The organism is Pseudomonas sp. 58 R 12 (genome assembly GCF_900005865.1).
Taxonomy (GTDB): domain Bacteria; phylum Pseudomonadota; class Gammaproteobacteria; order Pseudomonadales; family Pseudomonadaceae; genus Aquipseudomonas; species Aquipseudomonas tritici.
This window is the reverse complement of the sequence record NZ_CVTP01000006.1, coordinates 33,409-58,500: the sequence shown is the minus strand read 5'-3', so window position 1 is coordinate 58,500 and position 25,092 is coordinate 33,409. Positions and strand designations below refer to the sequence as shown.

The following is a 25,092-nucleotide window of genomic DNA, read 5'->3' as shown; positions in this document are numbered from 1 at the left end:
CAGTCACCCAGGGAGAGATCGCCATGTTCCGCTACTTCGAGCAACTCAGTTCGCGCATTGCTGCACCGTTCGTAGCTGGCACGTCTCGCGATAGCAAGGTGTGGCAGTGCCGGTGCGGTCAATCGCTGTTTTTTCGCAACAGCCAATGCCTGGCCTGCCAGGCGTTGCTGGGGTATCAAGCGCAACAAAGTCGCCTGTCCTCCCTGCAACCCGGTCCCGTCGAGGGCACCTGGCTACAGGACGACAACCTCGCCGCCGGCGCCTTCCGCCGCTGCGCCAACCTCGACACGCCGGCCGCCTGCAACTGGCTGATCCCGGCCCACAGCACGGCATCGCTGTGCGTGGCCTGCAGCTTGAACCGCACCATCCCCGACCTGTCGATCGCGGAAAACCACGACCGCTGGCGCAAGGTCGAGACCGCCAAGCGCCGCTTGGTCGCGCAACTGATCAGCTTGGGTTTGCGCGTGGTGCCAAAGAGTGCCGATGAAGATAACGGCCTGGCCTTTGACTTCGTTGGTATCGACCTGGAAGGCAACGCGCCCATGACCGGCCATGCGAACGGTCTGATCACCCTCGACATCAAGGAAGCCGACGACGCCCACCGTGAAAAAGTCCGTGTGCAAATGCGCGAACCCTATCGCACCTTGCTCGGGCACTTTCGCCATGAGGTCGGTCACTATTACTGGGATCGCCTGGTCGCCAATACCCATTGGCTTGAAGCGTTTCGCAACCTGTTCGGCGACGAACGCGCCAGTTATGCCGATGCGCTCGACCAGCACTACCAGAACGGGCCACGCCCCGACTGGCAGCAAACCTGCGTCAGTGCCTACGCCACCATGCACCCCTGGGAAGACTGGGCCGAAACCTGGGCCCACTACCTGCACATGATGGACGCGGTCGACACCGCCCTCGGCTTCGGCATGAGCGCCCGCACGATGGAGCTGGATTACCAGCCATTCCCGCTCAGCACGCTCTACGACCCTGAACACCCTGGCGGTGCAGCGTTCCTGTCGTTCGTCAATGCCTGGATCGAACTGGCCGGCATGCTTAACGAGCTGTCGCGCAGCATGGGTCAGCCGGATTTCTATCCCTTCGTGCTGCCACCGGCAGTAATCGCCAAGCTGCACTTTATTCACCTGGTGATCCAGGAAGAGGGCGGTAGGGCGGATGAGGTGGTACAGGCGCAGTAACTCGCCGTGTGTGGGAGCTGGCTTGCCTGCGATGGCATCACTCGGTAGCCCAGGCAGACCGAGTCGTCAGCATCGCGGGCAAGCCCGGCTACCACAGGGTTCTGTGTGGCTCCCTGGGGCGCAGACAAGTGCTTGAGCCCCTTCATATTTTTAATCCGGCCCCAACGGTTGTAACTTCCGATGAGATCGGTACAATGGCCCCGCTTGCCGAGAGGCAGGCGTCGTTATGGTGACCCCATCGGTCCCCCCGCAACGATTACCCGTGAACCTGGTCAGAGCCGGAAGGCAGCAGCCACAGCGGGAACATTGTGTGCCGGGGTGTGGCTGGTGGGGTTGCCTCCATAACGCTCTTTCTTGCAACACCTCATCACTTTCAATTCAAAAATGCTTTCACGCCATCTGCCATCGGGCAGTCCATGGCGGCATACTCCTATGCCTGGCATCCGGAGACAGCACACGTGGAAAAAGTCGACGACCTCACGCGCGAAAAACTGCGGGAATGGCAGATGCGGCGCCTGGAGATCAAGGACCGTATTCAATCGCATCCTGAACAGACCCTGGAATTGTCGAGGGTATTGGACCTGATGGACGACGAACACGCGCAAATCCTCAGCGAGGCGCAAATGATCCGGGTCGAGGAAGTGACGGATGCCCCCGCGCCGATCGCCCAGCCCGCGCCGCCGCCACTCGCGGGCGCCTGCACGCTGCAATTGAATGTGGCCGCGCAGAGTGCCGAAGACTTGCGCAGGTTGCTCGAGATGGCGGTTTTCGAACTCCAGCAGCAGATCAATGCGATGGCCTCTGGGGCTGACTCGCCGGCCCACTGCGGCGGGATGTCAGGCTCCCTGGGCGAGTATCGGTTCGAACTGGGTAGCCAGGACCATGCCTGATCCACGCGACGTACGTCGGCCCCTGGCTGCGAGGAACTATGCAACCGGAACACTTTGATTTATCCAGCCCCGTCTTCCTGCCCGTCACGGACGAAACCTGCACCGCCCTGCTCGGCACGAACGGCGCCGAGGCCTTGGTCGGCCTGACGGACCCGGAGCTGGCCGCCGTGCTCGTCATCCAGAACCTGGCCCAGGCCGCGGAAAAAGACCTGACGTGCGCTGGCGCTGAACGCATCCTGGAAAAGTTGCTCGGCTGGGCAGTGGATTCACCGTCTTCGGGCGCTGCGACGTTGCTGTCTGAAGCGCAACGGCTGTTCGACCCGCGCAAGCTGTACTTTGGGTTTAACGCGCTCAAAAGCGTGAACCTGCGCCTGCTTTCAGCTGAAGAAGTGGCGACGCGGGATTACCTATTGCCTACGGGTAAATGGGATATCGGCTACAAGGTCCGTCATCTGCGCAGCAATGACCCGTTCAGCCAGCAAATGATTACACCCCGGCACCGCGAACGCTGGCTCAGCCCGGCCCAGGACAAGCTGGTGCGCACCTTTCGGGCCAACTTGAATGAAGACTTGCATGTTCAAGGCTACGCGGGCATCGGCAAGAGCCACCTGCTCGGCGCCTTGATGGAGTGCCTGCGGCCTGAACAGACCCTGATACTGGCGCGCACGCCAGCAAAGCTGGCGACTCTTCGCGAACGTATGGGGTTGGGGCGCGACAGCAAGGCCGGCTCGACGTTTGCCGGTTTCGCCAAGGCCCTGTTGCACGGGCCACGCCCGCCCGCGCAGGCAACGCCGGCCAGGTTGCCCGGCAAACTGGCTGTGGCGCAAACCCTGGATATCCATGGGTGGCGCGGCCACGAGGGTCCAGCGACCGTCGATGTGTGTCTCAAGGTGCTCGAACGCTATTGTCACTCCAGCCATCACAGCCTCTCGGCCAGGCATTTGCCGCATTTCAAACAACCGTTGTCAGGTGTGGATGCCCAGGTGTTACTGGAGTATTCCAGCCGTGTGTGGACTTACCTGGAGGCCAACCCGCAATGGGCCAGCCCACCCGAGTTCGCGGCGCTGTTGCTGATCAAGCGCGCGAGTCTCGACGGTTGTGTGGTGCCGCCTCGGTACACCCATGTATTGATCGATGAAAGCCAGGACATCCCGCCTTCGTTGTTACAGATTATCGAACGCGGCCGCCAAGTGCTGATCACCCTCGGCGATGAGTACCAATTGGCCAGCGGTGTGATGGTCAGAAGAAAGCGCGAAGTCCGGCACACCGACATCAGTTATTCCGTGCGCTCGGGCCGCAATGTCGAGCGGCTGGTCAACCCGTTGATCAGCGTGCACTCGCAAAAGTGCAAGACCCCCTTCGAAGGCGCGCGGGATGCGGATGTCGGCATCGAACATTACCCCCAGGGCTTCGTGCCGCCGGAAGGCTGCGTGGTGTTGACCGCGTCGCCTTGGGACACGATGAAATGGGCCATTCAGTTGCAGCAGGCCAACTGCCCGTTCGGGTTACCCGACAACGCGGCGCAGCAGGATCTCCAGCGCTTCATGATCAGCGCCATCGCCCTGTTCAAGCCGCAGTTCTACAGCAACGAGCACAACGAGAACGGGCCGCACGTGTATTTCAGCGACATGGCTGACTGGCAACAGGTGCGTGATGCCAGCCAGTTTGATGAGTCGTTCCTGTGGGTCGAGAGTGAGCTGGAAAAAGGCTTCAATGTCGCCGATATCACACGCTTGAACCGCTTGGGCGGGGTCCCCGGCAAGCGTTGCCTGCTGATGCTGGCGGAAGAGGCGGGTGGCATGGAATTCAATCGGGTGCTGCTGACCCCTGAGCTGCTGACCAACGTGAAGTTCAAGGATGCCTACGCGTTCGATCAGCGGATCTGTGCCGTGTACATCGCAATTTCCCGCGCAAAGCAACAGCTTTACGTCCCTTACGATGTGGTCGAATGGCTCAAGTATCACCATTATCAGGGGTTCAGCGGGTCGCACGGTTACTGATATTACGGCCGGTACACCGGGAATGCCTTGATCACCGGGACAATTTCGGGGCCCATCGCCTCTACCGTTTTTGGCGGATCGCTCGGTGTTGGAATGTTCCTGGCAAAGTGAAAGATGATGGTCTGGCCGGTGCCACTGTCCCGGTAATATTTGAAGAAACTGACTTCAGAGAAACGTCCGTCCTTGCGCAGAGACTCGGGGAAATACATCACCAAATACACGATTCCGGTGGCATTGTCCGTCGCGAGGATCGACGGCATATTGGGGTTTTCCTGCTGGTGAAGCCGGACGGTATTCTTGGCGAGGTCGAGGGGTTCGAAACGGTTCATCTCGCGAGGGACCACGGTAAAATCCACCATCTCATTCCAGGCATCGACGCTTTCCTGCGCCGGGAAGTATTCCCATAGGCCGGGTTTCTGAAATTTCAGGACGAATGTCTTGCCGTCGAACACCACCGATTTGGTTTCGGCAATGGATGGGCGCGACAGGTCGGGGGCAACAGTGGCTGTGGGCGAAGCGCAACCGCAGAGCAGGGCCAAGACAGACAAAACAACTAACGTGATTTTCATTTCAATCCTTGAAAATAATGTGAGGCAGAGACAGTAGCCCAACAGGCGGCTGAATACTGCCTATCAGTCGAAAAACTGCGTGTTCCCGATCTGTCCTTGAGGGCTCCCTCACAGCTTTTAAAACACTTTCTGGACAACCCCAAACCGCCTTGCTAGTTTCCGCCAGCCACTTGTTTCAGAGTATGACAAGGGCGTGTAGTTGATATTGAAGTGCTATCACTTCTTTAACTAACAAGGATGTCTGTGATGAAAAGCCTGCAAGGGTTACCCCGTCTTATCAGTGCTTCGGTAGGGACTCCCGGTAAAGCCCGCAACTTGCCCGCCGATGTGCAGTGCATCCAGTATTTATTCAACCTGATCATTCCCAAACTGGGTTTTCCGCTGGCCGAGAACGGCAAGTGCGATGGCCAGTTGGTGCAGTGCATCAGCCAGTACCAGTTCCGTCACCTCAAATACGCCCACCCCGATGGCGTGATCGACCCCACCGGTCGCACCTTCAACAGCTTGATCGAAGAAGCGGTAAAGGTGCCGCTGAAGGCCTTCCCGAGCATGCGCATTCCGAGCTTTCTGAACGCATTCGGTAACAATCAGGGTGATGCAGTGCAGGCGACGGTCAACGTGTACCTGGACCGCATGCGCGCGATGATCGAAGCCGAGCGACGTAACCGCCAGTTAATGCTCCAGGCCACGTGCGACGGCGGCATGACGCTCTCCGATGCGGATTTTCAGAATGCCGCCAAGCAGTTGGGCAACGGCATTTCGGTGAATGTCATCAGGGCCTTCGCCACGGTTGAGTCCGGTGGTCGATCAGGTTTTGGGCCGGCCAAGTTGCCGATCATTGCGTTTGAAGGGCACCAGTTTCGCAAGTACACCAAGCATATCTACGACCAGGCGCACCCGTTGCTTTCGTACGTCTATGTAAGAAAGGCCGGGCCGCAGTGGCAGGTCAATAACAAGGATCAGGTCAAGGCCTGGGAAACCATGGCCACCGCCTTCGCCCTGGATCAGGAAGCGGCGTTGATGTCGGCGTCGTGGGGCATGTTTCAGACCATGGGGTTCAACTACGCCTCATGCGGTTACAAGACGGTGTTTGAGTTTGCCGCGGCATTGAAAGTGAATGTCGGTAACCAACTGAAGGCGTTTCTCGCGTTTTGCGCTAACAGCTCAGCGTTGATGACGGCCATGAAAGCCAAGGATTTCACTTCCATGGCGCGAAACTATAACGGCAAGGACTACGGCAACTATGACGTCCTGATGAAAGAAGCCTACGAGAAACTTGAAGGGAAAAAATAAGATGATCCGTTTTCTAGCAGTGGGTGTGTTGTCGTTGTGCGCCGTAGCGCCTGCCTTGGCCGGTGCACCCGCGTTGCATTCGGGCAAGTACGAGGGGTTGATGCTGGCGGTGACGCCCGAGCATCAGGTCGAAGGCTATTACGCAGAAGCGATGGGTGAGGGTGTCACGCGCAGTTGCACGTTCTACCTGCAAGGCAAGCCTGACGCGCTGACCACCTGGAACGATGAGGCCTACCCTGGCAGCGTGGCGCCTTCTTCGGACGGCGTGACCCTGACCGTAAAAGAGGGCCGCCAGCACCCCGGTTGCTTGAATGTGCTGATGCCGGAGATCGCCACCGGCCTGGACTTGACCCAGACCGCCAACAAGAAATGGATCGGCCTGGTGACGGTGTCCGCCGACAAGGCGTACTTGCTGAAAACCCCAACTGCCAAGCCCGTGAAACGCCCCTACATTGTCAAAAACGACGTGGTCGGCGTGCTGGCCTTTAAGGATGGTTGGGCGCAGGTCGAATTCATCAATGCGCAGAGCCGTTCGTTTACCGGTTGGATCAGCCAGGATCAGTACAGCCGTTTGTCTGCGCCTAAACCCTAGACACGCGCGGCCCAACTCCGAGCCTGCGATTACGCCGCAACGTGCCACGCACGTTGCGGCGTTTTCATGCCTGGGTTCAGGCTTTGTTGCGGTTGAACAACTTACGGATCACGGCGAACAACGCCACCACACCAATCACCAGGAATTTCTTCGCGGCCAGCAGGAAGATGCCGATCTTGGCGAACAGTCCGGCTTTGGCCGCAATCCCGCCGGCGACCAACGCCGCGAGGCCGTAAGTGGCAAGCTTGTCGGTGCTCGGGTTGAAGTCGGTGTACAGGTTGCCGTCGGTGAAGTTGGTGAAGGCCAAGACCTTGGGCAATTCCTGCTTGATGGTGGGCAGGTCGGTCATGGCGGCGACGGCGTTGAGTTCCAGCACGCCTTCACGGCCCAGCACGCGGATGCTGTAGTTGAGGGTGGTCTGCTCGGCGTCGTCGGCCTTCAGTTCGCGGGCCCAATACATCTTGTGGGTGGTGTCGTCGTAGTGCGGCGGCTCGGCCCAGCCCAGCAAGTGCAGGCCGGCGTAGCCTTGTTGCTGGCGTTCTTTGTTTTCGGCCTCGTCTTCTTCCTGCATTTGTTTGAGCAGTTCGGCGTAGTCGATTTTTGCGGCGTCCTCGTCGGAAATGTGCCCGTCGGCCTTGTAGCTGACGATCACGCCCCAGCCACGTTCCGACAGTGGGCTAACGGCTTTCGGCACGATCATGCCCAGGGTCTTGAAGCCCGGCGGGTTGCCCCAGCCGTCCGTCAGCAAGCGCTCGGTGTCGGCGGGGTCGAGGTAATAGAACTCGTCGTTGAGCTTGAGGGTTGCTATGCCACTGGGCAGGGTGACCGTGCCGGTCTTCTGCTTGAGGGACTTGAGGAAGTGCTCGGCCGTTTCCGCGGGCGCACTGGCTTCAACGGGCGCGGGTGTGGAAGCGGCAAAGGCGGGGGCGGCAGGCAGGCTCAAAACGGCCGCCGCCAACAACAGGCGGAAGTAATTCATGGTAGTCCCTTACATTTTGAATTAATTTCGCAAAATAATAACTGAAAGAACCTGTTACGGGTTAGCCAAAAGTCTCCCGCAACAACCCGGCAAACGCATCCCGCGCCAGGTGCCGCTGGGTGTCCTTGTGCCAGAACAGCAAATTGTCCACGGCCTGCAGTTCATCAAACCGGTACGACGCCAGCTGATTGGCCTGCTCATAGCGGGCCAGGATGCCTTCCGGCGCGAGCGCCACGCCAATCCCCGCGCTGACACAACCGATGATCGTGCCCCAGCTGGCATAGCTGGCGATGGCCGGCTTGAAGTCATGGGGCTTGACCCAGTTCTCCAGCGCCGCCCGATACGGGCAGCCAGGCGGCCATACCAGCAGGGTACGGCCGGCCAGGTCCTCGGCGCTGTGGATCGGTGCGCTGGAGGCGCTGGCGATCAATACGAGGCGTTCGCTGTAGACCACGCTGTGCTCGAGCTTCGCGCGTTTGTTGCCGGCAGCCACCAGCGCCACATCCAGGCGGTGGTGTTGCAGGTCATCGAGCAGTTCGCCCCAGGCGCCGGTGACCAGCTCCAGGCTCACATCCGGGTAGCGCCGGTGATATTCCGCCAGCAGCGGCGGCAGACGGCCGCTGGCGCTGGACTCCACCGCACCGATGCGCAGGGTGCCACGGGGAATGGCGTTGGCATCCACGGCGCGTTTGGATTCGTCGACCAAGGCCAGGATGCGTTCGCAATACTCGAGGAAAATCTCACCGGCAGCACTGATCGCCAGCCCGCGCCCGGCGCGGATAAACAGCGGCGTGCCCAACTCGCCTTCCAACTGCTTGATACGCGTGGTGATGTTGGACGGCACACAGTGCAATTGCAGGGCGGCCTGGGCCACGCTGCCGGTCTGCGCCACGGCTCGCACCATTTTCAGTTGGGCCAGTTCCATTACTCAGTTCCAGTGATTTCAGAAGTCAGAAACGCTTAATTGTCCTACGCCTTGCCCGGGCCAAGACTGACGGCATTCCTTCTCAGTTTTCGGATGCCGTCGATGAACACCCCGTCACCCCTGAAGCTTACGCTAGTCATCGCCAGCGTCATCCTCTGTTGGGCCTATTCGCCGATTGGCGTGCACATCGGGCTGCACAGCTACAGCCCTGGGCAGCTCGCGCTGCTGCGGTTTCTGATCGCTTCGGTGTTCATGGCTGGTGTGGCGCTGGTGATGGGCATCGGCCGGCCGCGCCTGAGGGATGTGCCGTGGCTGCTGGTGTTGAGCTTTTTCGGGGTGTTCCTGCATCACACCAGCCTCAATTATGGACAGCAATTCGTGAGTGCCGCGGCGTCCAGCGTACTGGCGCAATCGGCACCCCTGTTCAGTGTTTTGATCGCGTTTTTCTGCTTGAAGGAGCGAGTCAGCCTCTGGCGCTGGAGCTGCGTGTTGCTTGGCTTGCTCGGCGTGCTGGTGGTGATCTGGGGCGATCACGGCGTGGGCGATATCGACCCGCGCGGTTCGCTGATCCTGCTGGCGGCGGTGTCGTGGAGCCTGTACTTCGTCATCCAGAAACACTATGCCCATCGCTATAGCCCGCTGACGATGGCGTGCTACATGGTGTGGGTGGGCACGTTGATGCTCTGCGTGAACCTGCCAGGCCTGCCCGCTGCCGTGATGCAGGCGCCGCTGTCGGAGAACCTTGCAGTGCTGGTGCTCGGGATTTTCCCCAGCGCTTTGGCGTACCTGGCGTGGGGCTACGTGTTGAAGCATGTCGAGGTCAGCCGCGCCTCGGTGGCGATGTACCTGATCCCGCCGGTCGCCATGGTGATGGCGGCGACGTTGCTGGGTGAGCACATCGCCCTGCAAGTGGTGCTGGGCGGCGTGATTGTATTGGCCAGCGTGGCAGCAATCAGTCTGGAGGGGCGTTTACGCTGGCCTCTCCGGTATACAGCTTGATGATTTCGTCGATCTCGCCCGACATTTTCATCCGCAACAAGGTGCGCAGGATTTTTTGCACCGGCACATTCGGATCATTGCGCACGGTGCAGCCCAGGTTCTGTTGATCGATCACCGCGACCTTGTGCAGGCGTTTGCCGACCGGCATCCGCTGGTTGAACCGGTCGAGTGTCCATTCATTGGTCACGGCGAACTTGAAGCGCCCGGCCACCAGTTTTTGCAGCACCTGCTCTTCGCTGCGGGCATCGTCACGGCTGAGCTGGCCGCTGGCAAACAAAGGCTCAAGGGTGGCGTAGCGATAATTGAGCACCGTGCCGATGGCTTGTGGCGCAAGTTTGACAACCTGAACCGGCTGCGCAGGGATATGGGTGCTGATCAACAGGTTGCGCTGCACCATCAACGGGATACTCCACGTGTAGTCACCGGACAAGTTGTCGACCCAGGCCTGGGTGACATAACAGCGCACATCAATCTCGCCATGCTCCATAGCGCTGGCAATTCGCGCGCGAGCCAGTACGTGGAATTCGGCCGGGTGGCCGACCTGGGTGGCCAGGCTCAACATCAGGTCATACAAAATGCCTTGGGTGGGCTGTCCGCCCTCCAATTGCACCATGGGCATCGCCCAGCTGTCGGAAACCGAGAAACGCAACGGTGCGGGCGCTGCCAGGCTTGCCGTGGTAATCATCCATAAGGCGCCCAGGACTACGCGCATATGCTCTCCGGGTTCAGGCCTTTTTGGGGCCAATCAGGCAAGCTTAGTCAGATTAGGCGAGCGTGCCGGATGCAATTTCCCCCTTGCTCCGCTAGCATTACCGGCTTCCGCTTCCCAGTTGCGACGGTTTTCGATGAGTTATCAGGTTCTTGCACGTAAATGGCGTCCGCGCTCGTTCCGCGAAATGGTCGGCCAGACCCATGTGCTCAAGGCTCTGATCAATGCCTTGGACAGCCAACGGCTGCACCATGCCTACCTGTTCACCGGTACCCGGGGAGTGGGCAAGACCACCATTGCGCGCATCATCGCCAAATGCCTGAACTGTGAAACCGGTATCACTTCGACGCCCTGCGGCACCTGCTCGGTGTGCAAGGAAATCGACGAAGGGCGTTTTGTCGACCTGATCGAGATCGACGCCGCGAGCCGTACCAAGGTCGAAGACACCCGCGAGCTGCTGGATAACGTGCAGTACGCGCCGAGCCGTGGCCGCTTCAAGGTCTACCTGATCGACGAAGTGCACATGCTGTCCAGCCATTCCTTCAACGCCTTGTTGAAAACCCTGGAAGAGCCGCCGCCCTACGTCAAATTCATCCTGGCCACCACCGACCCGCAGAAACTTCCTGCAACGATCCTGTCGCGGTGCCTGCAGTTCTCCCTGAAAAACATGACCCCCGAGCGGGTCGTCGAGCATTTGACCCACGTGCTGGGCGTCGAGAACGTACCGTTCGAAGACGACGCACTGTGGCTGCTCGGCCGCGCCGCCGATGGTTCGATGCGTGACGCCATGAGCCTCACCGACCAAGCCATCGCCTTTGGTGAAGGCAAGGTCATGGCCGCTGATGTGCGCGCCATGCTCGGCACCCTCGACCACGGCCAGGTGTTCGACGTGCTGCACGCGCTGATCGAAGGCGACGCCAAGGCGTTGCTTGAAGCCGTGCGCCACCTGTCGGAGCAAGGCCCGGACTGGAACGGCGTGCTCTCGGAAATCCTCAACGTGCTGCACCGCGTCGCCATCGCCCAGGCCCTGCCGGAAGGTGTCGACAACGGCCATGGCGACCGCGACCGCGTGTTGGCCCTGGCCCAGGCATTGCCGGCCGAAGATGTGCAGTTCTATTACCAGATGGGCCTGATCGGTCGCCGGGATCTGCCTTTGGCGCCGGACCCGCGCGGTGGCTTTGAAATGGTGCTGCTGCGCATGCTGGCCTTCCGGCCCGCCGACTCGGCCGATGCGCCGAGACAGCCGCTAAAGCCAGTGGGGATCAGCCAGGCCACAGTTGATTCCGCCAAACCAGTGGCTGGCGCGGCAGCGGTTGCGCCAGTGGTGGCTGCACCCGCGCCGGTCGCGCCGGCACCTGAGCCTGAGCCTGTGGCGCCAGTGGTCGAGCCGGAACCGATTGTCGAGCCTGAGCCGGTCGTCGATTTGCCTTGGAATGATCCGGTAGACGCCGACGCTGAAGTCGAGCAGGTGCCTGCCGTGGAGCCCGTGCTGGAAACCAGCAGCGAGCAGCCCGAGCTGACGCCGATGCCCACGCCGACCCCGGACAGCGTGGTGCCGGATGCCCCTGAGTGGGCCTCTGCGCCTGTCCCCGAACCAACCGTGGCCCAAGTGGAAGCTGCCACCCCAGGCATCGACCTCGACGACGAACCGCCGCTGGACGAAGACTATATCGAGCCGGACATGGATTCGGCCTACAGCTACCTGGACGACCTGGCCAGCGAACACACCGCCGAGCCGGCCCCTGAGCCCGAGGCGGAACCCGCTGCAGCCCCGGCCACCGGCCTGGCCCTGCAATGGCTGGAGCTGTTCCCGAAACTGCCGATCTCCGGCATGACCGGCAGCATCGCCGCCAACTGCACACTGATTTCCATTGAGGGCGACCACTGGCTGTTGCACCTGGACCCGGCCCACAGCGCCCTGTTCAACGCGACCCAGCAGCGCCGCCTGAACGATGCGCTGAACCAGTACCATGAGCGCACGCTGACCATCGCCATCGAGCTGATCAAGCCTGAGCAGGAAACCCCGGCCCAGGCCGCGAGCCGCCGGCGTATCAACCGCCAGCGTGAAGCAGAGGACTCGATCCACGCTGATCCGCTCATCCAGCAAATGATGCAACAGTTCGGTGCGGTCGTCCGTCACGATACTATTGAACCCGTCGAAGCCCCGGTGCCCCAAGCGTCATAACACCGGGCTACTCATTGATCCACGTACTTTTGAGGTGATTCCCATGATGAAAGGTGGCATGGCCGGCCTGATGAAGCAGGCGCAGCAGATGCAGGAAAAGATGGCCAAGATGCAGGAAGAACTGGCCAACGCCGAAGTCACCGGTAAGGCCGGTGGCGATATGGTCAGTGTGGTAATGACCGGTCGTCACGACATCAAGCGCGTGAGCATCGACCCAAGCGTATTGCCAGGCACCAGCGAAGATGACCTGGAAATGCTCGAGGCGCTGTTCGCCGCGGCCGTCAACGACGCCGTGCGCAAGATCGAAGCCAACAGCCAGGAAAAAATGGGTGGCGTAACCGCTGGCATGCAGCTGCCACCGGGCATGAAGCTGCCGTTCTGATCGGCAAGCTTTAGCTAGACTCCAATGCCAGGCCTCGTGCCTGGCATTTTTTTTACTCGCCCGTAGCAGCTGTCGAGCGCCAGCGAGGCTGCGTGGGGGCGCCTCGGATATTCGCCTGGCGCAAGACATTGGTGTGGCCGACGCAGCCTCGCTGGCGCTCGACAGCTGCTACGAGTCGGTGACTCTATAGAACCTCGAGGTATCAGCCGGTGTCTGCACCCTATACCGATGAATTCGATAAAGGAGCCCCCTCATGTCTCAAGAACCGATCCTGAACCAGCGCATTGTCCTGGTCTCACGCCCGCAGGGCGCCCCCACCCCGGAAAACTTCCGCCTGGAGCGGGTGAATCTGCCGGACCTGGCAGACGGCCAGGTCCTGCTTAAGACGCTGTACCTGTCACTTGACCCGTATATGCGCGGACGCATGAGCGACGCACCGTCCTACGCAGCGCCGGTGGAAATCGACGAAGTGATGACTGGCGGCGCTGTCAGCCGTATCGAGCAGTCGCGTAATCCGAAATTCGAAGTGGGCGACCTGGTGGTCGGTGCTACCGGCTGGCAGAGCCATAGCATTTCCGATGGTCGCAACCTGATGCCGGTGCCAAAAGGGCTCGCCAGCCCGTCGATGGCCCTGGGTGTGCTGGGCATGCCGGGCATGACCGCCTACATGGGGCTGATGGACATCGGCCAGCCCAAGGAGGGGGAAACCCTGGTAGTGGCAGCGGCATCCGGCGCGGTCGGTTCGGTGGTGGGGCAGGTGGCCAAGCTCAAGGGCTTGCGCGTCATCGGGATCGCCGGGGGGGCGGACAAGTGCCGCTACGTGGTGGACGAATTGGGCTTTGATGCCTGCATCGACCATAAGAGCGAGGACTTTGCCAACGAATTGGCGCAGGCGTGCGACAAGGGCGTGGACATCTATTTTGAGAACGTCGGCGGCAAAGTCTTCGACGCCGTGGTGCCCTTGCTCAACCCCAAGGCGCGCATTCCGCTGTGCGGGTTGATCGCCGGCTACAATGCCCATGAAGCCCCCAGCGGGCCGGACCGGTTGCCGGCCTTGCAGCGTACGTTGCTGACCAAGCGTGTGCGCATCCAGGGTTTTATCGTGTTCGACGACTACGGTGATCGCCAGCCCGAGTTCCTCAGCGCCATGGCGCCGTGGGTGCGCGATGGCAAGATCAAGTTCCGTGAAGACGTGGTCGACGGCCTGGAGCAGGCGCCCGAAGCCTTCATCGGTTTGCTGGAGGGACGCAACTTCGGCAAGTTGGTGGTGCGCGTCGCACAGGATTGAGCATTTGACGCTAATCCGAGGCGCGGGTATAAACCGCGTCTCGTTGTTTTGTCGGACCTTTCGCCCATGAGCTTCAGCCCCCTGATTCGCCAACTGATCGACGCCCTGCGCACTTTGCCGGGCGTGGGCCAGAAAACCGCCCAGCGCATGGCGCTGCAACTGCTGGAGCGTGATCGCAGCGGCGGCACCCGGTTGGCCCAGGCCCTGAGCCAGGCCATGACCGGAGTGGGCCACTGCCGCCAGTGCCGCACCCTCACCGAAGAGGAACTCTGCCCGCAATGTGCCGACCCGCGCCGCGACGACACGCTGCTGTGCGTGGTGGAAGGGCCGATGGATGTGTACGCGGTGGAACAGACGGGCTATCGCGGGCGCTACTTCGTGCTCAAGGGCCACCTGTCGCCGCTGGACGGCTTGGGCCCGGAAGCCATCGGCATTCCGCAACTGGTGGCGCGAATTGAAGAGCAGGGCACCTTTACCGAAGTGATCCTGGCCACCAATCCGACGGTGGAAGGTGAGGCGACCGCGCATTACATCGCCCAACTCCTGAGTAACAAAGGCCTGATCACCTCGCGCATCGCCCATGGCGTGCCGCTGGGTGGCGAGTTGGAATTGGTGGACGGTGGGACGCTGGCGCATTCCTTCGCCGGTCGCAAACCCATCGCCCTCTAAAGGCACACCGCACTACAACGGTGGGAGCTGGCTTGCCTGCGATAGCATCACCACGGTGTAACTGACACACCCCGGTGCCTGCATCGCAGGCAAGCCAGCTCCCACACTGGTTTTGTGTTGTTGGTGAAATCTGCATCCGGCTTGATAACCAAGCAAGCGCTTGGTAATTTTGCTCCACCTCTCCGTGGAGCTTGCCGATGTCTGCCTATCAGGACTACTTCGACCCCAGCCACCAATTGGTCCGCGACAGCGTGCGCCGTTTTGTCGAACGCGAAATGTTGCCCGGCGTCGAGCAGTGGGAAGAGGCCGAGAGTTTTCCCCGAGCGCTGTACCTCAAGGCCGGCGCGGCGGGGATACTGGGCATCGGTTACCCCGAAGCCCTGGGGGGCAGCCATGAAGGTGATCTGTTCGCCAAAGTGGCCGCCAGCGAGGAGTTGATGCGCTGCGGCTCCGGCGGCGTGGTGGCGGGGCTGGGTTCGCTGGATATCGGCCTGCCGCCTGTCGTCAAGTGGGCGCGACCCGACGTCCGTCAGCGCGTAGCGCCGCTGGTGTTGTCGGGTGAGAAGATCATCGCCCTGGCTGTCACAGAGCCGGGCGGCGGTTCCGACGTGGCCAGCCTGCAAACCCGCGCCATTCGCGACGGCGACCACTACCGCGTCAGCGGCAGCAAGACCTTTATCACCAGCGGCATCCGCGCCGATTTCTACACCGTGGCCGTGCGCACCGGCGGGCCGGGCTTTGCCGGTATCAGCCTGCTGCTGATCGAAAAAGACACCCCCGGTTTTACCGTCGGCCAGCCTCTGAAGAAAATGGGCTGGTGGGCGTCGGACACGGCTGAATTGTTCTTCGACGATTGCCGGGTGCCGGTGGGCAACCTGATCGGCGCCGAGAACATGGGGTTCGCCTGCATCATGGGCAACTTCCAGAGCGAACGCCTGGCCTTGGCCCTTATGGCCAACATGACCGCACAGTTGGCACTTGAGGAAAGCCTCAAATGGGCCGCGCAACGCGAAGCCTTCGGCAAGCCTATCGGCAAATTCCAAGTGATCAAGCATCGCCTGGCGGAAATGGCCACCGCCGTTGAAGTCTCCCGCGAATTCACCTATCGCCAGGCGGCAAAGATGGCCGCCGGAAAAAGTGTGATCAAGGAAATTTCCATGGCCAAGAATCTCGCCACCGACACCGCCGACCGCGTGACGTTTGACGCCGTGCAGATACTCGGGGGCCAGGGGTATATGCGTGGGAGCCTGGTGGAGCGGCTGTATCGGGACAACCGCATCCTGTCCATCGGGGGAGGGACCCGGGAAGTGATGAATGAAATCATCAGCAAGCAGATGGGGTTGTGAGCTGCAGTGTTCTTTCGGGCCTCATCGCAGGCAAGCCAGCTCCCACAGATATGAATGTGTGGACCCAATCAAATGTGGGAGCGGCGGTGCGACGATTCGACTTGCCCGCGAAAAGGCCAGTCCAGGCAACCGTTACCTTTCAGTCAACGCGAACTGCGTCAGACAAAACGTCGGAATCCCCATGTCTTCCAACCGCTGCGACCCACCCAACTCCGGCAAATCAATGATCGCCGCCGCTTCAAAAATCTGCGCACCCATGCGCCGCACCAGGTTCGCCGCCGCGATCAGGGTGCCGCCGGTGGCAATCAAATCATCAAAGATCAATACCGAGTCACCCTCACACAGGCTGTCAGCGTGCACTTCCAGGAAGGCCTCGCCGTACTCGGTCTGGTAACCCTCGGCCAGCACGTCGGCTGGCAGCTTGCCCTGCTTGCGAAACAGGATCAGCGGCTTGTTCAGTTGATAGGCGATGATCGAACCGATCAGGAACCCCCGCGCATCCATCGCGCCGATGTGCGTGAAGTCAGCCTCGACATAACGCTGGGCAAAACTGTCGGCCACCAGGCGCAGGGCGCGAGGCGATTGGAACAGCGGGGTGATGTCACGAAAGATCACCCCAGGCTTGGGGAAGTCGATGACAGGGCGGATCAGGGATTTGATGTCGAACGAATCAAAGGTCATCGTCGAAGAGTCCTGGGCTGGAAACGGACTCGAAGTATACCTGCGGCCTCGCCGGTTGGCGCGGCCGCAGCGTCTGGATCAGGCGTCGACCGTGCCGCCGGCCAATGCGCACAGTTGGATCGGGTCGAGGATATGCACTTCCTTACCTTCGGCAGCGATCAACTCGTTCTGCTGGAAGCGGGTAAACACGCGAGACACGGTTTCCACCGCCAGGCCCAGGTAGTTGCCGATTTCATTGCGCGACATGCTCAAACGGAACTGGTTGGCCGAGAAACCACGGGCACGGAACCGCGCCGACAGGTTGACCAGGAAAGTGGCGATGCGTTCGTCGGCGGTTTTCTTCGACAACAGCAGCATCATTTGCTGGTCGTCGCGAATCTCGCGGCTCATCACGCGCATCAGCTGACGGCGCAGCTGCGGCAATTGCAGGGCCAGTTCGTCCAGGCGCTCGAAGGGGATTTCGCACACTGACGTAGTCTCCAGAGCCTGGGCCGACACCGGGTGAATCTCGGTGTCCATGCCTGACAGCCCCACCAGTTCGCTGGGCAAGTGGAACCCCGTGATCTGTTCTTCGCCGCCATCGCTCAGGCTGAACGTCTTCAACGCGCCCGAACGCACTGCATAAACGGAATCGAACTTGTCGCCCTGGCGAAACAGAAACTCGCCTTTTTTCAGCGGGCGACCGCGTTTAACGATCTCGTCCAGCGCTTCCATGTCTTCCAAATTCAACGAAAGTGGCAGGCACAGGGGGGCCAGGCTGCAATCCTTGCAATGGGCCTGGCTGTGAGCGCGCAGTTTAACTGGCTCGGACATTTCTTAAATCCTTGTGGGAAAACACACATAAGACGTAAGGGTAACGCACTGGAGGTCGCTGAAGCCAGCGTGTACAAAAAACCGGCAACCGTATAAAGGTTTTTGTACCGAGGTCGATACAGCAGGCATACCTATTTAGTCGGAGCCTGGATCATGTCTGTTATCGCCGCCTACAACCCTGCCATCCGCATTCCGACTGTGCCGGATGCAAAACCATTGGCTGAGGCCAATGAAGAAGCACCAGGCGCTGAAACGGCTACTGCACCCAAAGTGGTTGAAGGTGTGACCGTGACTATTTCCGCCGATGCCTTCAAAGCCGCTGGTGCGGCCAAAAGCTCCAATGCGGATATCGATGACAGTGGCCTGGACGACAACGTCAAACAGGTGCTGAAAATGATCCGCCAACTGAAACAGCAGATCGCCGAAAAACAGGCCGAACTGGCGGCAGTCGCGGCGGCCAATAACCTCTCGCCCGAAGAGGCTCGAGCCAAGACCAGTGCTCTGCAAAGCGAAATCAGTGCTTTGCAGGCGGGCCTGATGTCGGCTCAGACCTCCCTGGCCAAGTCGATGAAAGGTATGAGCGCCAACGACTCGATGAAGGCCGCCTCGTTGTCGATGTAATCAGATTACCCGTGAAAATCGTTGCCGATTCTGGTGCTCCAGGTAGGCATCGAACACCATGCACACCGAACGCACCAGCAGTCGCCCGGCGGGCAATACACGAATGCCCTGGGCGCCGAGTTCGATCAGGCCATCTTCGGCCATGGTCTCCAGTTGCGGCCAGATGTCGTCAAAATACCCGCGAAAATCAATGTTGAAGGCCGGCTCGATCTTCTCGAACGCCAGGCTGAAATTGCAGATCAACTGTTGGATAACCTCCCGCCGCAACCGATCGTCCGTGGTGCAGACCAAGCCGCGGCTGGTGGCCAGTTGCGCGCCGGCCAAGCTGTTCTGGTAGGCGTTGAGGTCGCTGCTGTTCTGGCAGTACAGGTCGCCGATCTGGCTGATCGCCGACACCCCGAGCCCGATCAGGTCGCAATGACCGTGGGTGGTGTAGCCCTGGAAGTTGCGTTGCAGGGTGCCTTCTTCCTGGGCGATGGCCAGCTCGTCGTCCGGTAGGGCGAAGTGATCCATGCCGATGTAGCGATAGCCGGCCTGGGTCAATTGCTCGATGGTGGTTTGCAGCATCAGCAGCTTTTCTGCCGGTGAAGGCAAGTCGTCGGTGTTGATGCGCCGCTGCGGCATGAAGCGTTCCGGTAGATGCGCATAGTTAAATACCGACAGGCGGTCCGGTTGCAGGTTGATCACTTCCTCCACGGTGCGCGCGAAGTTCAGCGGGGTCTGCTTGGGCAGGCCGTAGATCAGGTCGATATTGATCGAGCGAAATTGCAGGGTGCGCGCCGCGTCGATGACCGCACGGGTTTCTTCCAGGCTTTGCAGGCGGTTGACCGCGCGTTGCACCTCGGGGTCGAGGTCTTGCAGGCCGATGCTGACGCGGTTGAAGCCCAGCTCACGCAGCAGGCCCATCGTGGCCCAATCCGCCTCGCGGGGGTCGATCTCGATGCCGTAATCGCCGGAATCATCATCCAGCAAATTGAAGTGCTGGCGCAGGCATGCCATGATCTGGCGCAGTTCGTCATGGCTGAGAAATGTCGGCGTGCCGCCGCCGAAGTGCAGTTGTTCCACCGGTTGTTTCGGGTCGAGGTGGCAGGCCACCAGCTGGATTTCCTGCTCCAGGCGTTGCAGGTAAGCCTGGGCGCGGCCACGATCCTTGGTGATGACTTTGTTGCAGGCGCAGTAGTAGCAAATGTTCGCGCAAAACGGCACATGCACATACAGTGACAATGGCCGCACAGCCTTGCGACTGTCGCGCAGGGCGTGGAGCAGGTCGAACGTGCCGACCTGGCTGTCGAATTGTACGGCGGTGGGGTAGGACGTGTAGCGCGGTCCCGCCAAGTCGTAGCGGTGAATCAGATTGGTGTCCCAACGAATGGCGTCGAGCATGCGGGCGCTCCCCCGGATTGGCTAGTGGGGTGAGTCTAGGGGCCCGTCGAAGGTGGCATCTTGATTTGCATCAACGGGGAGCGGCGCTATGCATTTAGTGGCCCATTAGCCAGTGCTGGTGCGGCCCCGGCAACGTCCAGATACCAAACAGGATCACCAACAAGCCACCGGCCATCCGCACGCTGCGTTTGCGCAGTAGCGCCGTGACCCGCTCAGCCGCCAGGCCGGTGGCCAACAGTACCGGCCAAGTGCCCAGTCCAAACGCCAGCATCAGCAACCCGCTGTCCAGCGCATTCCCCTGGCTCGCCGCCCACAGCAACGTGCTGTAGACCAATCCGCACGGCAACCAGCCCCAGAGTGCGCCCAGCAGCAACGCGCGCGGCAGGCTGGACACCGGCAGCAAACGGTTGGCAACCGGCTGGATATGCCGCCACAGGCCGCGCCCGAGGCTTTCGACGCGGGTGAGGCCGGTCCACCAGCCCGCCAGGTACAGGCCCATGCTGATCAGTAACAGCCCGGCAAGTACGCGCATGAACATCGCGGCCGGGCTGTTCGCCACCGCCCAGCCGGCCAGGCCAATCAACACGCCGGCAGCGGCATAGCTGAGGATGCGCCCCAGGTTGTACGCCAGCAGCAGGCGAAACCTGCGGCTGCGCTGCTCCTTGGGGATCGCCAGGGTCAACGCGCCCATTAGCCCGCCGCACATGCCCAGGCAATGGCCGCCCCCCAGCAGGCCGAGGATCAGTGCGGAGACCAGCAGCGGCGCCAGTTCAAGCATGGGGTGGGTCTTTAGGCGGTTGTTCGGGGTGGTTGGCTTCTTCGACGCCGGCCAGGTGATTCGGGTCCTGGTCGTCGAACAGCACGCTATGGGCCGGCCCATCGAGGTCGTCGTATTGGCCGCTGTCCACGGCCCAGAAGAAGATGTAGATGGCCACGCCCACTAACAGCAGCGCCGCCGGAATCATCACGTATAAAGCTGGCATCTGCACTCCATGCCCGCGCGGCTCACACCGGCAGCGGGCGGGTTACTGAGGGGGCTCGGGCAACTGGCGCGCTCGGCAGGCGAGTCAGGCGCAGGGCATTGAGCACCACGGTCAACGAACTGAGGGACATACCGATAGCCGCCCAGATGGGCGTGATCCAACCCAGGGCGGCAAACGGCAGCATTAGGCCATTGTACAGCCCGGCCCACAGCAGGTTTTCAATGATCACGCGACGGGTGCGCCGCGCCAGGGAAAAGGCTTGCACCAGCGCGTCCAGGCGGTTGGACAGCAACACCGCATCGGCGCTGGTCTTGGCTAGGTCGGTGGCGGTGCCCATGGCCACGCTGATATCCGCGGCGGCGAGCACGGGCACATCGTTGACCCCATCGCCGAGCATCAGCACCTTGCGGCCTTCCTTGTGCAGTTGTTGCAGCACCTGCAACTTGTCATCAGGGCGCAGGCCGCCGTGGGCTTCGTCGATGCCCAATTCGGCGGCGACACTGGCGACCATCGGCGAACTGTCCCCGGACAGCAACAGCGTGCGCCAGCCGCGTGCCTTGCAGGCGGCCAGCAGGGCCGGCGCGTCGCTGCGCAGGCGGTCATCGAGCACAAACCAGGCGAGGGCGCCTTCGCGGTCGCCGAGCAGCAGCCATTGACCCGAATCTGTCGGTGAGGCGGGGATCGCGCAACCACTGAGTTCGCAGACATAACCGGGTTGACCAATGCGCAATTGGCGCTCGCCAACGCGACCTTCAAGACCAAGCCCAGGCGAACTGAGCACCTCATCGGCGGCCAGCGGCGCGCGACCAAAGGCGCGGGCAATCGGGTGTTCGGAACGGTTTTCCAGGGCGGCGGCAAGGCTCAGGCACAGGTCCGTGCTTAATGTGCCCAGGGGGCGGATGGCTCTCAAGGCCAAGCGGCCTTCGGTGAGGGTGCCGGTCTTGTCGAAAATCACCGTGTCGATCTGGTTCAGCCCTTCCAGCACGTGTCCGCGGGTCAGCAATAACCCGAGTTTGTGCAAGGTGCCAGTGGCGGCAGTGAGCGCGGTGGGGGTGGCCAGGGACAATGCACAGGGGCAGGTCGCGACCAACATCGCCAGTACAATCCAGAACGCCCGCGAAGAGTCCAATTCCCACCACAGCAAGCCGATCAGGGCGGCGGCGATCAGCGAGCACAGCAGGAACCACTGCGCAGCGCGGTCAGCGATCTGCGCCAGGCGCGGTTTCTCGGCCTGGGCGCGCTCCAGCAGGCGCACGATGGCGGACAGGCGCGTGTCATGGCCCAAGGCGCGCACTTCGACTGTCAAGGCGCCTTCCACATTGAGCGTGCCCGCCGTGACCGCATCCCCGGTTTGGCGCGGTTGCGGCAGGTATTCACCGGTGAGCAGGGATTCATCGATGCTGGATTGGCCGTCGAGAATCACGCCATCCGCCGGCAGTACGGCACCTGGGTGCACCAGTACACGGTCACCCAACGCCAGCTCGGGAAGCAGGATGCGCTCGCTTTGACCATCCGCCTTCAGCCGCAGGCACGAGGCGGGCAGCAAGTTGACCAACTGCGCCGTCGCGGCGGCTGTACGCTCGCGGGCACGCCGCTCGAGGTAGCGACCGGCCAGCAAGAACAGCGCAAACATGCCCACCGCATCGAAGTACAACTCACCTAGGCCGGTGATCGCGGTCCAGATGCCCGCCAGATATGCACCGCCGATGGCCAATGAAACCGACACATCCATGGTCAGGTGACGTGTACGCAAGTCGCGCAGGGCACCCTTGAAAAACGGTGCACAGCTGTAGAACACGATGGGTGTTGTAAGAAACATCGCCACCCAGCGCAGGATCACATGAAGCTCCGGGCTCAGGTCGATGTTGAATTCCGGCCAGGTAGCCATGGTTGCCATCATCGCCTGGAACCACAGCAGCCCAGCAACACCCAATTGGCGCAGGGCCAGGCGGTTTTCGCTGGCCAATTGCTCGGCCGCGCGGTCCGCTTGATACGGGTGGGCGGCGTAACCGATATGGCGCAGCTCGCTGAGTAACTGGCTCAACGGCAACTGCCCATCAGCCCAGCGCACCAGCAAGCGGTGGTTGGACAAGTTCAGCCGCGCCTCGGCCACAGCGGGCAGGCTGCGCAGGTGTTTCTCGATCAGCCAGCCACAGGCGGCGCAGCTGATGCCTTCCATCAGCAGGGTGGCCTCGGCGAGTTCGCCGTCGTGGCGTACAAAGGGTTTTTGCACGTCGGCGCGGTCGAACAGCGCCAGCTCGTCCACCAACTGCACGGGTAACGCCTCGGGGTTGGCCGAGGCTTCGCTACGGTGCTGGTAGTAGCTTTCCAGGCCACCGGCGACAATCGCTTCGGCCACTGCCTGGCAGCCGGGGCAGCAGAGTTCGCGGCGTTCGCCGAGGATCACGGCGGTAAACCGGCTGCCGGAGGGGACGGGGAGGGCGCAGTGGTAGCACGGGATGGTCATGATCTGGAATCTAAGGTGGCTGGGAGGACCTCTTTGCGCAGGTTTTTACTTTTTCAGGTCTTCGGCACCCTGCAGCGGTTCATCACCCAGCAGCAAGTCCTTGTCGTGGCTGACCTGTTCTTCCTCGAACATGCGCCAGGTGCGGTCGCCTTCCACGCCGAGCAATTCGACGAAGCGACGGCCTTCGACCTTGTCGGTGACCTGCCCTATGTAGCGGCCGGGTTCACTGTCACTGCGGGCCAGGTTGATCTTGCGATCCTTCTCGGGCTGGGTCGGGGAAATCAGGTTCAATTCCAGGGTGGTCGGGTTGCTGTTGCCGGTGAGGTTCACCTCGACTTCACCGGTCAACTCATCCAGGTGCACCTTGGCGCGCAGTTGCAGGGTCTGGGCCAGCAGCTCACGGTCGAGAGAACGGTTGATGCCTTTGCCGGCCTCGTAGTAGTTGTCGTTGACCAGGTTGTCCGGGTTGTTCACCGCGATGGTCACCATGGACAGGGTCAAGGTCACCGAGCAGGCCAGGATCCCGATGATGATCCAGGGCCACAGATGCTTGTACCAAGGGCTTGCAGCAGTTGCTACGGACATTGTTCGGTTCTCTTGATTAACGAACTTGCGGGCCGATGAATCGGCTCTTGGCTTCAATCTGGACGCTGGTGTCATCGGCATCCTTGAGCATGAAGGTCACCTCGTTGGTGCTCGACGGCAATTGCTCCGGCGCACTCGACAGCTCCACCGGCATGCTGACGATATCGCCGGCGGCCACCTTGATCTCGCGGCGGCCCTGCAGCTTGAGGTCCGGCAGGCCCGAAGCATCGAGCACGTAGGTGTGGTCGCGCTGGTCCTTGTTCATGATCTTCAGGCTGTAGACGTTTTCGATACGCCCTTCGGCGTTTTCGCGAAACAGCACGCGGTCTTTGCTCACGTCGAAACCCACCAGCGAGCGCATGAAGAACGCCGCCACCAGCAGGCTGATCATCGCCAGCAACACCAGCGCGTAGCCGATCAATCGCGGGCGCAGCTTGTGGGTTTTCTGCCCCGACAGGTTGTGCTCGGTGGTGTAGCTGATCAGGCCGCGCGGATAGTCCATCTTGTCCATGATGTTGTCGCAGGCGTCGATACAGGCGGCGCAGCCGATGCACTCGATCTGCAGGCCGTCGCGGATGTCGATACCGGTCGGGCACACCTGCACGCACATCGTGCAATCGATGCAATCCCCAAGGCCCTGGGCCTTGTAGTCGACGCCCTTTTTACGCGGGCCGCGCAGTTCGCCACGACGTGGGTCGTAGGAGACGATCAGGGTGTCTTTGTCGAACATCACGCTCTGGAAGCGCGCATACGGACACATGTAGATGCACACCTGTTCGCGCAGCCAGCCGGCGTTGCCATAGGTGGCGAGGGTGAAGAAACCGACCCAGAAATACGACCAGCCATCGGCCTGGCCGGTGAAGAACTCGAACACCAGTTCGCGGATCGGTGAGAAGTAGCCGACAAAGGTCATGCCGGTGACAAAACCGATCAGCAGCCAAAGGGTGTGCTTGCTGAATTTGCGCAAGAATTTGTTGGCGCCCATCGGCGCTTTATCCAGCTTGATGCGCTGGTTGCGGTCGCCTTCGGTGACCTTTTCGCACCACATGAAGATCCATGTCCACACGCTTTGCGGGCAGGTATACCCGCACCACACGCGACCGGCGTACACGGTGATAAAGAACAGGCCAAACGCCGCAACAATCAAAATACCTGAGAGCAGGATGAAGTCCTGGGGCCAGAAGGTCGCACCAAAAATAAAGAACTTACGTTCCGGCAGGTTCCACCACACGGCCTGGTGGCCACCCCAGTTCAGCCACACGGTGCCGAAGTAGAGCAGGAACAGGCCGGCACCACCGAGCATGCGCAGATTGCGGAATAGGCCGGTGAAGGCACGGGTGTAGATTTTCTCTCGCGAGGCGTAGAGGTCGACGGTTTTGGCAGGCGGGGTAACGTTATGTACCGGTATTTGGTCGCTCATCATTGCATCCCACGGCGGTGGAGATTTGCCTCGGCCAGTACGTGCCAACCGGGGTCAAATTAAGGGTGTTGCGGTGGCCTAATGATACGCCCCCGATAGTACGTCAAGGGTGCGACCTTTGGT

The 25,092-nt window shown here is 61.1% G+C and carries 24 protein-coding genes and 1 other RNA gene; 13 read left to right on the top strand and 12 right to left on the bottom strand.

Annotated features, from left to right (window positions below):
- The first annotated feature begins 23 nt into the window (after window positions 1-23).
- The 4 genes from BFP95_RS02545 (at window position 24) to BFP95_RS02530 (ending at window position 4,080) form a co-directional block, all read left to right on the top strand.
- Window positions 24-1,190, top strand: coding sequence for a zinc-binding metallopeptidase family protein (locus BFP95_RS02545; protein WP_065881252.1), 1,167 nt, complete (start codon window positions 24-26; stop codon window positions 1,188-1,190).
- Window positions 1,191-1,426: 236 nt separating this feature from the next.
- Window positions 1,427-1,523: signal recognition particle sRNA small type (gene ffs / locus BFP95_RS02540), an RNA gene on the top strand.
- A 125-nt stretch (window positions 1,524-1,648) separates the two neighbouring features.
- On the top strand, window positions 1,649-2,080 hold the full coding sequence (locus tag BFP95_RS02535; protein ID WP_065873857.1) for a hypothetical protein: 432 nt from the start codon (window positions 1,649-1,651) through the stop codon (window positions 2,078-2,080).
- A 38-nt stretch (window positions 2,081-2,118) separates the two neighbouring features.
- Window positions 2,119-4,080 (top strand): hypothetical protein, encoded by a 1,962-nt coding sequence (locus BFP95_RS02530; RefSeq protein WP_065909204.1) that lies wholly within the window; start codon window positions 2,119-2,121, stop codon window positions 4,078-4,080.
- Between the two features lie 2 nt (window positions 4,081-4,082).
- On the opposite strand, the gene BFP95_RS02525 is transcribed toward BFP95_RS02530, so the two are convergent.
- The gene (locus BFP95_RS02525) at window positions 4,083-4,649 is read right to left on the bottom strand and encodes a hypothetical protein (protein ID WP_065909202.1); all 567 of its coding nucleotides are present in this window, start codon (window positions 4,647-4,649) and stop codon (window positions 4,083-4,085) included.
- A gap of 246 nt (window positions 4,650-4,895) precedes the next feature.
- On the opposite strand from BFP95_RS02525, the gene BFP95_RS02520 reads away from it, so the two are divergent.
- Window positions 4,896-5,942: an N-acetylmuramidase family protein gene (locus BFP95_RS02520; RefSeq protein WP_065889799.1), complete on the top strand. Its 1,047-nt coding sequence runs from the start codon at window positions 4,896-4,898 to the stop codon at window positions 5,940-5,942.
- 1 nt (window position 5,943) lies between these two features.
- On the top strand, window positions 5,944-6,534 hold the full coding sequence (locus BFP95_RS02515; protein WP_065889797.1) for a hypothetical protein: 591 nt from the start codon (window positions 5,944-5,946) through the stop codon (window positions 6,532-6,534).
- Window positions 6,535-6,610: 76 nt separating this feature from the next.
- Here BFP95_RS02515 and BFP95_RS02510 read toward each other — a convergent pair whose 3' ends face one another.
- The gene (locus tag BFP95_RS02510; protein WP_065873852.1) at window positions 6,611-7,513 is read right to left on the bottom strand and encodes a DUF2167 domain-containing protein; all 903 of its coding nucleotides are present in this window, start codon (window positions 7,511-7,513) and stop codon (window positions 6,611-6,613) included.
- A 61-nt stretch (window positions 7,514-7,574) separates the two neighbouring features.
- A complete protein-coding gene (locus tag BFP95_RS02505; protein WP_065873851.1) occupies window positions 7,575-8,438 on the bottom strand; it encodes a LysR family transcriptional regulator in 864 nt (287 codons plus the stop codon).
- Between the two features lie 102 nt (window positions 8,439-8,540).
- On the opposite strand from BFP95_RS02505, the gene BFP95_RS02500 reads away from it, so the two are divergent.
- Complete coding sequence (locus tag BFP95_RS02500) at window positions 8,541-9,437, top strand: DMT family transporter (protein WP_065909198.1); 897 nt, start codon at window positions 8,541-8,543, stop codon at window positions 9,435-9,437.
- Here the strand turns inward: BFP95_RS02500 and BFP95_RS02495 are convergent.
- Entirely contained in the window at window positions 9,391-10,149 is a 759-nt protein-coding gene (locus tag BFP95_RS02495) for a substrate-binding periplasmic protein (protein ID WP_065909197.1), read from the bottom strand. The two genes, BFP95_RS02500 and BFP95_RS02495, sit on opposite strands and share 47 nt — an antisense overlap.
- Window positions 10,150-10,282: 133 nt before the next feature.
- Between BFP95_RS02495 and dnaX the strand changes: the two genes are divergently transcribed.
- The 5 genes from dnaX to BFP95_RS02470 all read left to right on the top strand — a co-directional run bounded on the left by dnaX (window position 10,283) and on the right by BFP95_RS02470 (window position 16,016).
- Window positions 10,283-12,331, top strand: coding sequence for a DNA polymerase III subunit gamma/tau (gene dnaX / locus BFP95_RS02490; RefSeq protein WP_065889790.1), 2,049 nt, complete (start codon window positions 10,283-10,285; stop codon window positions 12,329-12,331).
- Between the two features lie 43 nt (window positions 12,332-12,374).
- Window positions 12,375-12,713: a YbaB/EbfC family nucleoid-associated protein gene (locus BFP95_RS02485; RefSeq protein WP_049712036.1), complete on the top strand. Its 339-nt coding sequence runs from the start codon at window positions 12,375-12,377 to the stop codon at window positions 12,711-12,713.
- A 253-nt stretch (window positions 12,714-12,966) separates the two neighbouring features.
- Window positions 12,967-14,001 (top strand): NADP-dependent oxidoreductase, encoded by a 1,035-nt coding sequence (locus BFP95_RS02480; protein ID WP_065909196.1) that lies wholly within the window; start codon window positions 12,967-12,969, stop codon window positions 13,999-14,001.
- Between the two features lie 66 nt (window positions 14,002-14,067).
- Window positions 14,068-14,670 carry a recombination mediator RecR gene (gene recR / locus BFP95_RS02475; RefSeq protein ID WP_065873846.1) on the top strand — a complete coding sequence of 201 codons (603 nt, stop codon included), beginning with the start codon at window positions 14,068-14,070 and terminating at the stop codon, window positions 14,668-14,670.
- A 197-nt stretch (window positions 14,671-14,867) separates the two neighbouring features.
- Window positions 14,868-16,016 carry an acyl-CoA dehydrogenase family protein gene (locus BFP95_RS02470; RefSeq protein WP_065889789.1) on the top strand — a complete coding sequence of 383 codons (1,149 nt, stop codon included), beginning with the start codon at window positions 14,868-14,870 and terminating at the stop codon, window positions 16,014-16,016.
- Window positions 16,017-16,148: 132 nt separating this feature from the next.
- Here the strand turns inward: BFP95_RS02470 and BFP95_RS02465 are convergent, their stop codons facing one another.
- Together BFP95_RS02465 and fnr are read right to left on the bottom strand one after the other, a co-directional pair.
- Window positions 16,149-16,697: an adenine phosphoribosyltransferase gene (locus BFP95_RS02465; protein ID WP_065873845.1), complete on the bottom strand. Its 549-nt coding sequence runs from the start codon at window positions 16,695-16,697 to the stop codon at window positions 16,149-16,151.
- A 78-nt stretch (window positions 16,698-16,775) separates the two neighbouring features.
- Entirely contained in the window at window positions 16,776-17,510 is a 735-nt protein-coding gene (gene fnr / locus BFP95_RS02460) for a fumarate/nitrate reduction transcriptional regulator Fnr (protein WP_065873844.1), read from the bottom strand.
- Window positions 17,511-17,663: 153 nt separating this feature from the next.
- Between fnr and BFP95_RS02455 the strand changes: the two genes are divergently transcribed.
- Window positions 17,664-18,131: a FlxA-like family protein gene (locus BFP95_RS02455; protein WP_065909194.1), complete on the top strand. Its 468-nt coding sequence runs from the start codon at window positions 17,664-17,666 to the stop codon at window positions 18,129-18,131.
- Here BFP95_RS02455 and hemN read toward each other — a convergent pair whose 3' ends face one another.
- From hemN to ccoG, 6 genes are all read right to left on the bottom strand, one after another.
- Complete coding sequence (hemN, locus tag BFP95_RS02450; protein WP_065909192.1) at window positions 18,132-19,514, bottom strand: oxygen-independent coproporphyrinogen III oxidase; 1,383 nt, start codon at window positions 19,512-19,514, stop codon at window positions 18,132-18,134. It abuts the gene before it with no gap.
- Between the two features lie 94 nt (window positions 19,515-19,608).
- Window positions 19,609-20,292 (bottom strand): sulfite exporter TauE/SafE family protein, encoded by a 684-nt coding sequence (locus BFP95_RS02445; protein ID WP_065909190.1) that lies wholly within the window; start codon window positions 20,290-20,292, stop codon window positions 19,609-19,611.
- Window positions 20,285-20,497: a cbb3-type cytochrome oxidase assembly protein CcoS gene (ccoS, locus tag BFP95_RS02440; protein WP_010208549.1), complete on the bottom strand. Its 213-nt coding sequence runs from the start codon at window positions 20,495-20,497 to the stop codon at window positions 20,285-20,287. Before ccoS ends, BFP95_RS02445 begins: the two co-directional genes overlap by 8 nt.
- 22 nt (window positions 20,498-20,519) lie before the next feature.
- Window positions 20,520-22,964, bottom strand: coding sequence for a heavy metal translocating P-type ATPase (locus tag BFP95_RS02435; RefSeq protein WP_065909188.1), 2,445 nt, complete (start codon window positions 22,962-22,964; stop codon window positions 20,520-20,522).
- 45 nt (window positions 22,965-23,009) lie between these two features.
- Window positions 23,010-23,549 carry a FixH family protein gene (locus BFP95_RS02430; protein WP_015885303.1) on the bottom strand — a complete coding sequence of 180 codons (540 nt, stop codon included), beginning with the start codon at window positions 23,547-23,549 and terminating at the stop codon, window positions 23,010-23,012.
- A gap of 16 nt (window positions 23,550-23,565) precedes the next feature.
- Window positions 23,566-24,969 carry a cytochrome c oxidase accessory protein CcoG gene (gene ccoG / locus BFP95_RS02425; RefSeq protein WP_065873840.1) on the bottom strand — a complete coding sequence of 468 codons (1,404 nt, stop codon included), beginning with the start codon at window positions 24,967-24,969 and terminating at the stop codon, window positions 23,566-23,568.
- Window positions 24,970-25,092: the final 123 nt, after the last annotated feature.

Excerpts from the sequence above, each read along its gene's own strand:
- BFP95_RS02545 (WP_065881252.1), top strand. The coding sequence starts at position 24 with ATGTTCCGCTACTTCGAGCAACTCAGTTCGCGCATTGCTGCACCGTTC.
- BFP95_RS02530 (WP_065909204.1), top strand. The coding sequence starts at position 2,119 with ATGCAACCGGAACACTTTGATTTATCCAGCCCCGTCTTCCTGCCCGTC.
- BFP95_RS02525 (WP_065909202.1), bottom strand. The coding sequence starts at position 4,649 with ATGAAAATCACGTTAGTTGTTTTGTCTGTCTTGGCCCTGCTCTGCGGT.
- BFP95_RS02520 (WP_065889799.1), top strand. The coding sequence starts at position 4,896 with ATGAAAAGCCTGCAAGGGTTACCCCGTCTTATCAGTGCTTCGGTAGGG.
- BFP95_RS02515 (WP_065889797.1), top strand. The coding sequence starts at position 5,944 with ATGATCCGTTTTCTAGCAGTGGGTGTGTTGTCGTTGTGCGCCGTAGCG.
- BFP95_RS02510 (WP_065873852.1), bottom strand. The coding sequence starts at position 7,513 with ATGAATTACTTCCGCCTGTTGTTGGCGGCGGCCGTTTTGAGCCTGCCT.
- BFP95_RS02505 (WP_065873851.1), bottom strand. The coding sequence starts at position 8,438 with ATGGAACTGGCCCAACTGAAAATGGTGCGAGCCGTGGCGCAGACCGGC.
- BFP95_RS02500 (WP_065909198.1), top strand. The coding sequence starts at position 8,541 with ATGAACACCCCGTCACCCCTGAAGCTTACGCTAGTCATCGCCAGCGTC.
- BFP95_RS02495 (WP_065909197.1), bottom strand. The coding sequence starts at position 10,149 with ATGCGCGTAGTCCTGGGCGCCTTATGGATGATTACCACGGCAAGCCTG.
- dnaX (WP_065889790.1), top strand. The coding sequence starts at position 10,283 with ATGAGTTATCAGGTTCTTGCACGTAAATGGCGTCCGCGCTCGTTCCGC.
- BFP95_RS02485 (WP_049712036.1), top strand. The coding sequence starts at position 12,375 with ATGATGAAAGGTGGCATGGCCGGCCTGATGAAGCAGGCGCAGCAGATG.
- BFP95_RS02480 (WP_065909196.1), top strand. The coding sequence starts at position 12,967 with ATGTCTCAAGAACCGATCCTGAACCAGCGCATTGTCCTGGTCTCACGC.
- recR (WP_065873846.1), top strand. The coding sequence starts at position 14,068 with ATGAGCTTCAGCCCCCTGATTCGCCAACTGATCGACGCCCTGCGCACT.
- BFP95_RS02470 (WP_065889789.1), top strand. The coding sequence starts at position 14,868 with ATGTCTGCCTATCAGGACTACTTCGACCCCAGCCACCAATTGGTCCGC.
- BFP95_RS02465 (WP_065873845.1), bottom strand. The coding sequence starts at position 16,697 with ATGACCTTTGATTCGTTCGACATCAAATCCCTGATCCGCCCTGTCATC.
- fnr (WP_065873844.1), bottom strand. The coding sequence starts at position 17,510 with ATGTCCGAGCCAGTTAAACTGCGCGCTCACAGCCAGGCCCATTGCAAG.
- BFP95_RS02455 (WP_065909194.1), top strand. The coding sequence starts at position 17,664 with ATGTCTGTTATCGCCGCCTACAACCCTGCCATCCGCATTCCGACTGTG.
- hemN (WP_065909192.1), bottom strand. The coding sequence starts at position 19,514 with ATGCTCGACGCCATTCGTTGGGACACCAATCTGATTCACCGCTACGAC.
- BFP95_RS02445 (WP_065909190.1), bottom strand. The coding sequence starts at position 20,292 with ATGCTTGAACTGGCGCCGCTGCTGGTCTCCGCACTGATCCTCGGCCTG.
- ccoS (WP_010208549.1), bottom strand. The coding sequence starts at position 20,497 with ATGCCAGCTTTATACGTGATGATTCCGGCGGCGCTGCTGTTAGTGGGC.
- BFP95_RS02435 (WP_065909188.1), bottom strand. The coding sequence starts at position 22,964 with ATGACCATCCCGTGCTACCACTGCGCCCTCCCCGTCCCCTCCGGCAGC.
- BFP95_RS02430 (WP_015885303.1), bottom strand. The coding sequence starts at position 23,549 with ATGTCCGTAGCAACTGCTGCAAGCCCTTGGTACAAGCATCTGTGGCCC.
- ccoG (WP_065873840.1), bottom strand. The coding sequence starts at position 24,969 with ATGAGCGACCAAATACCGGTACATAACGTTACCCCGCCTGCCAAAACC.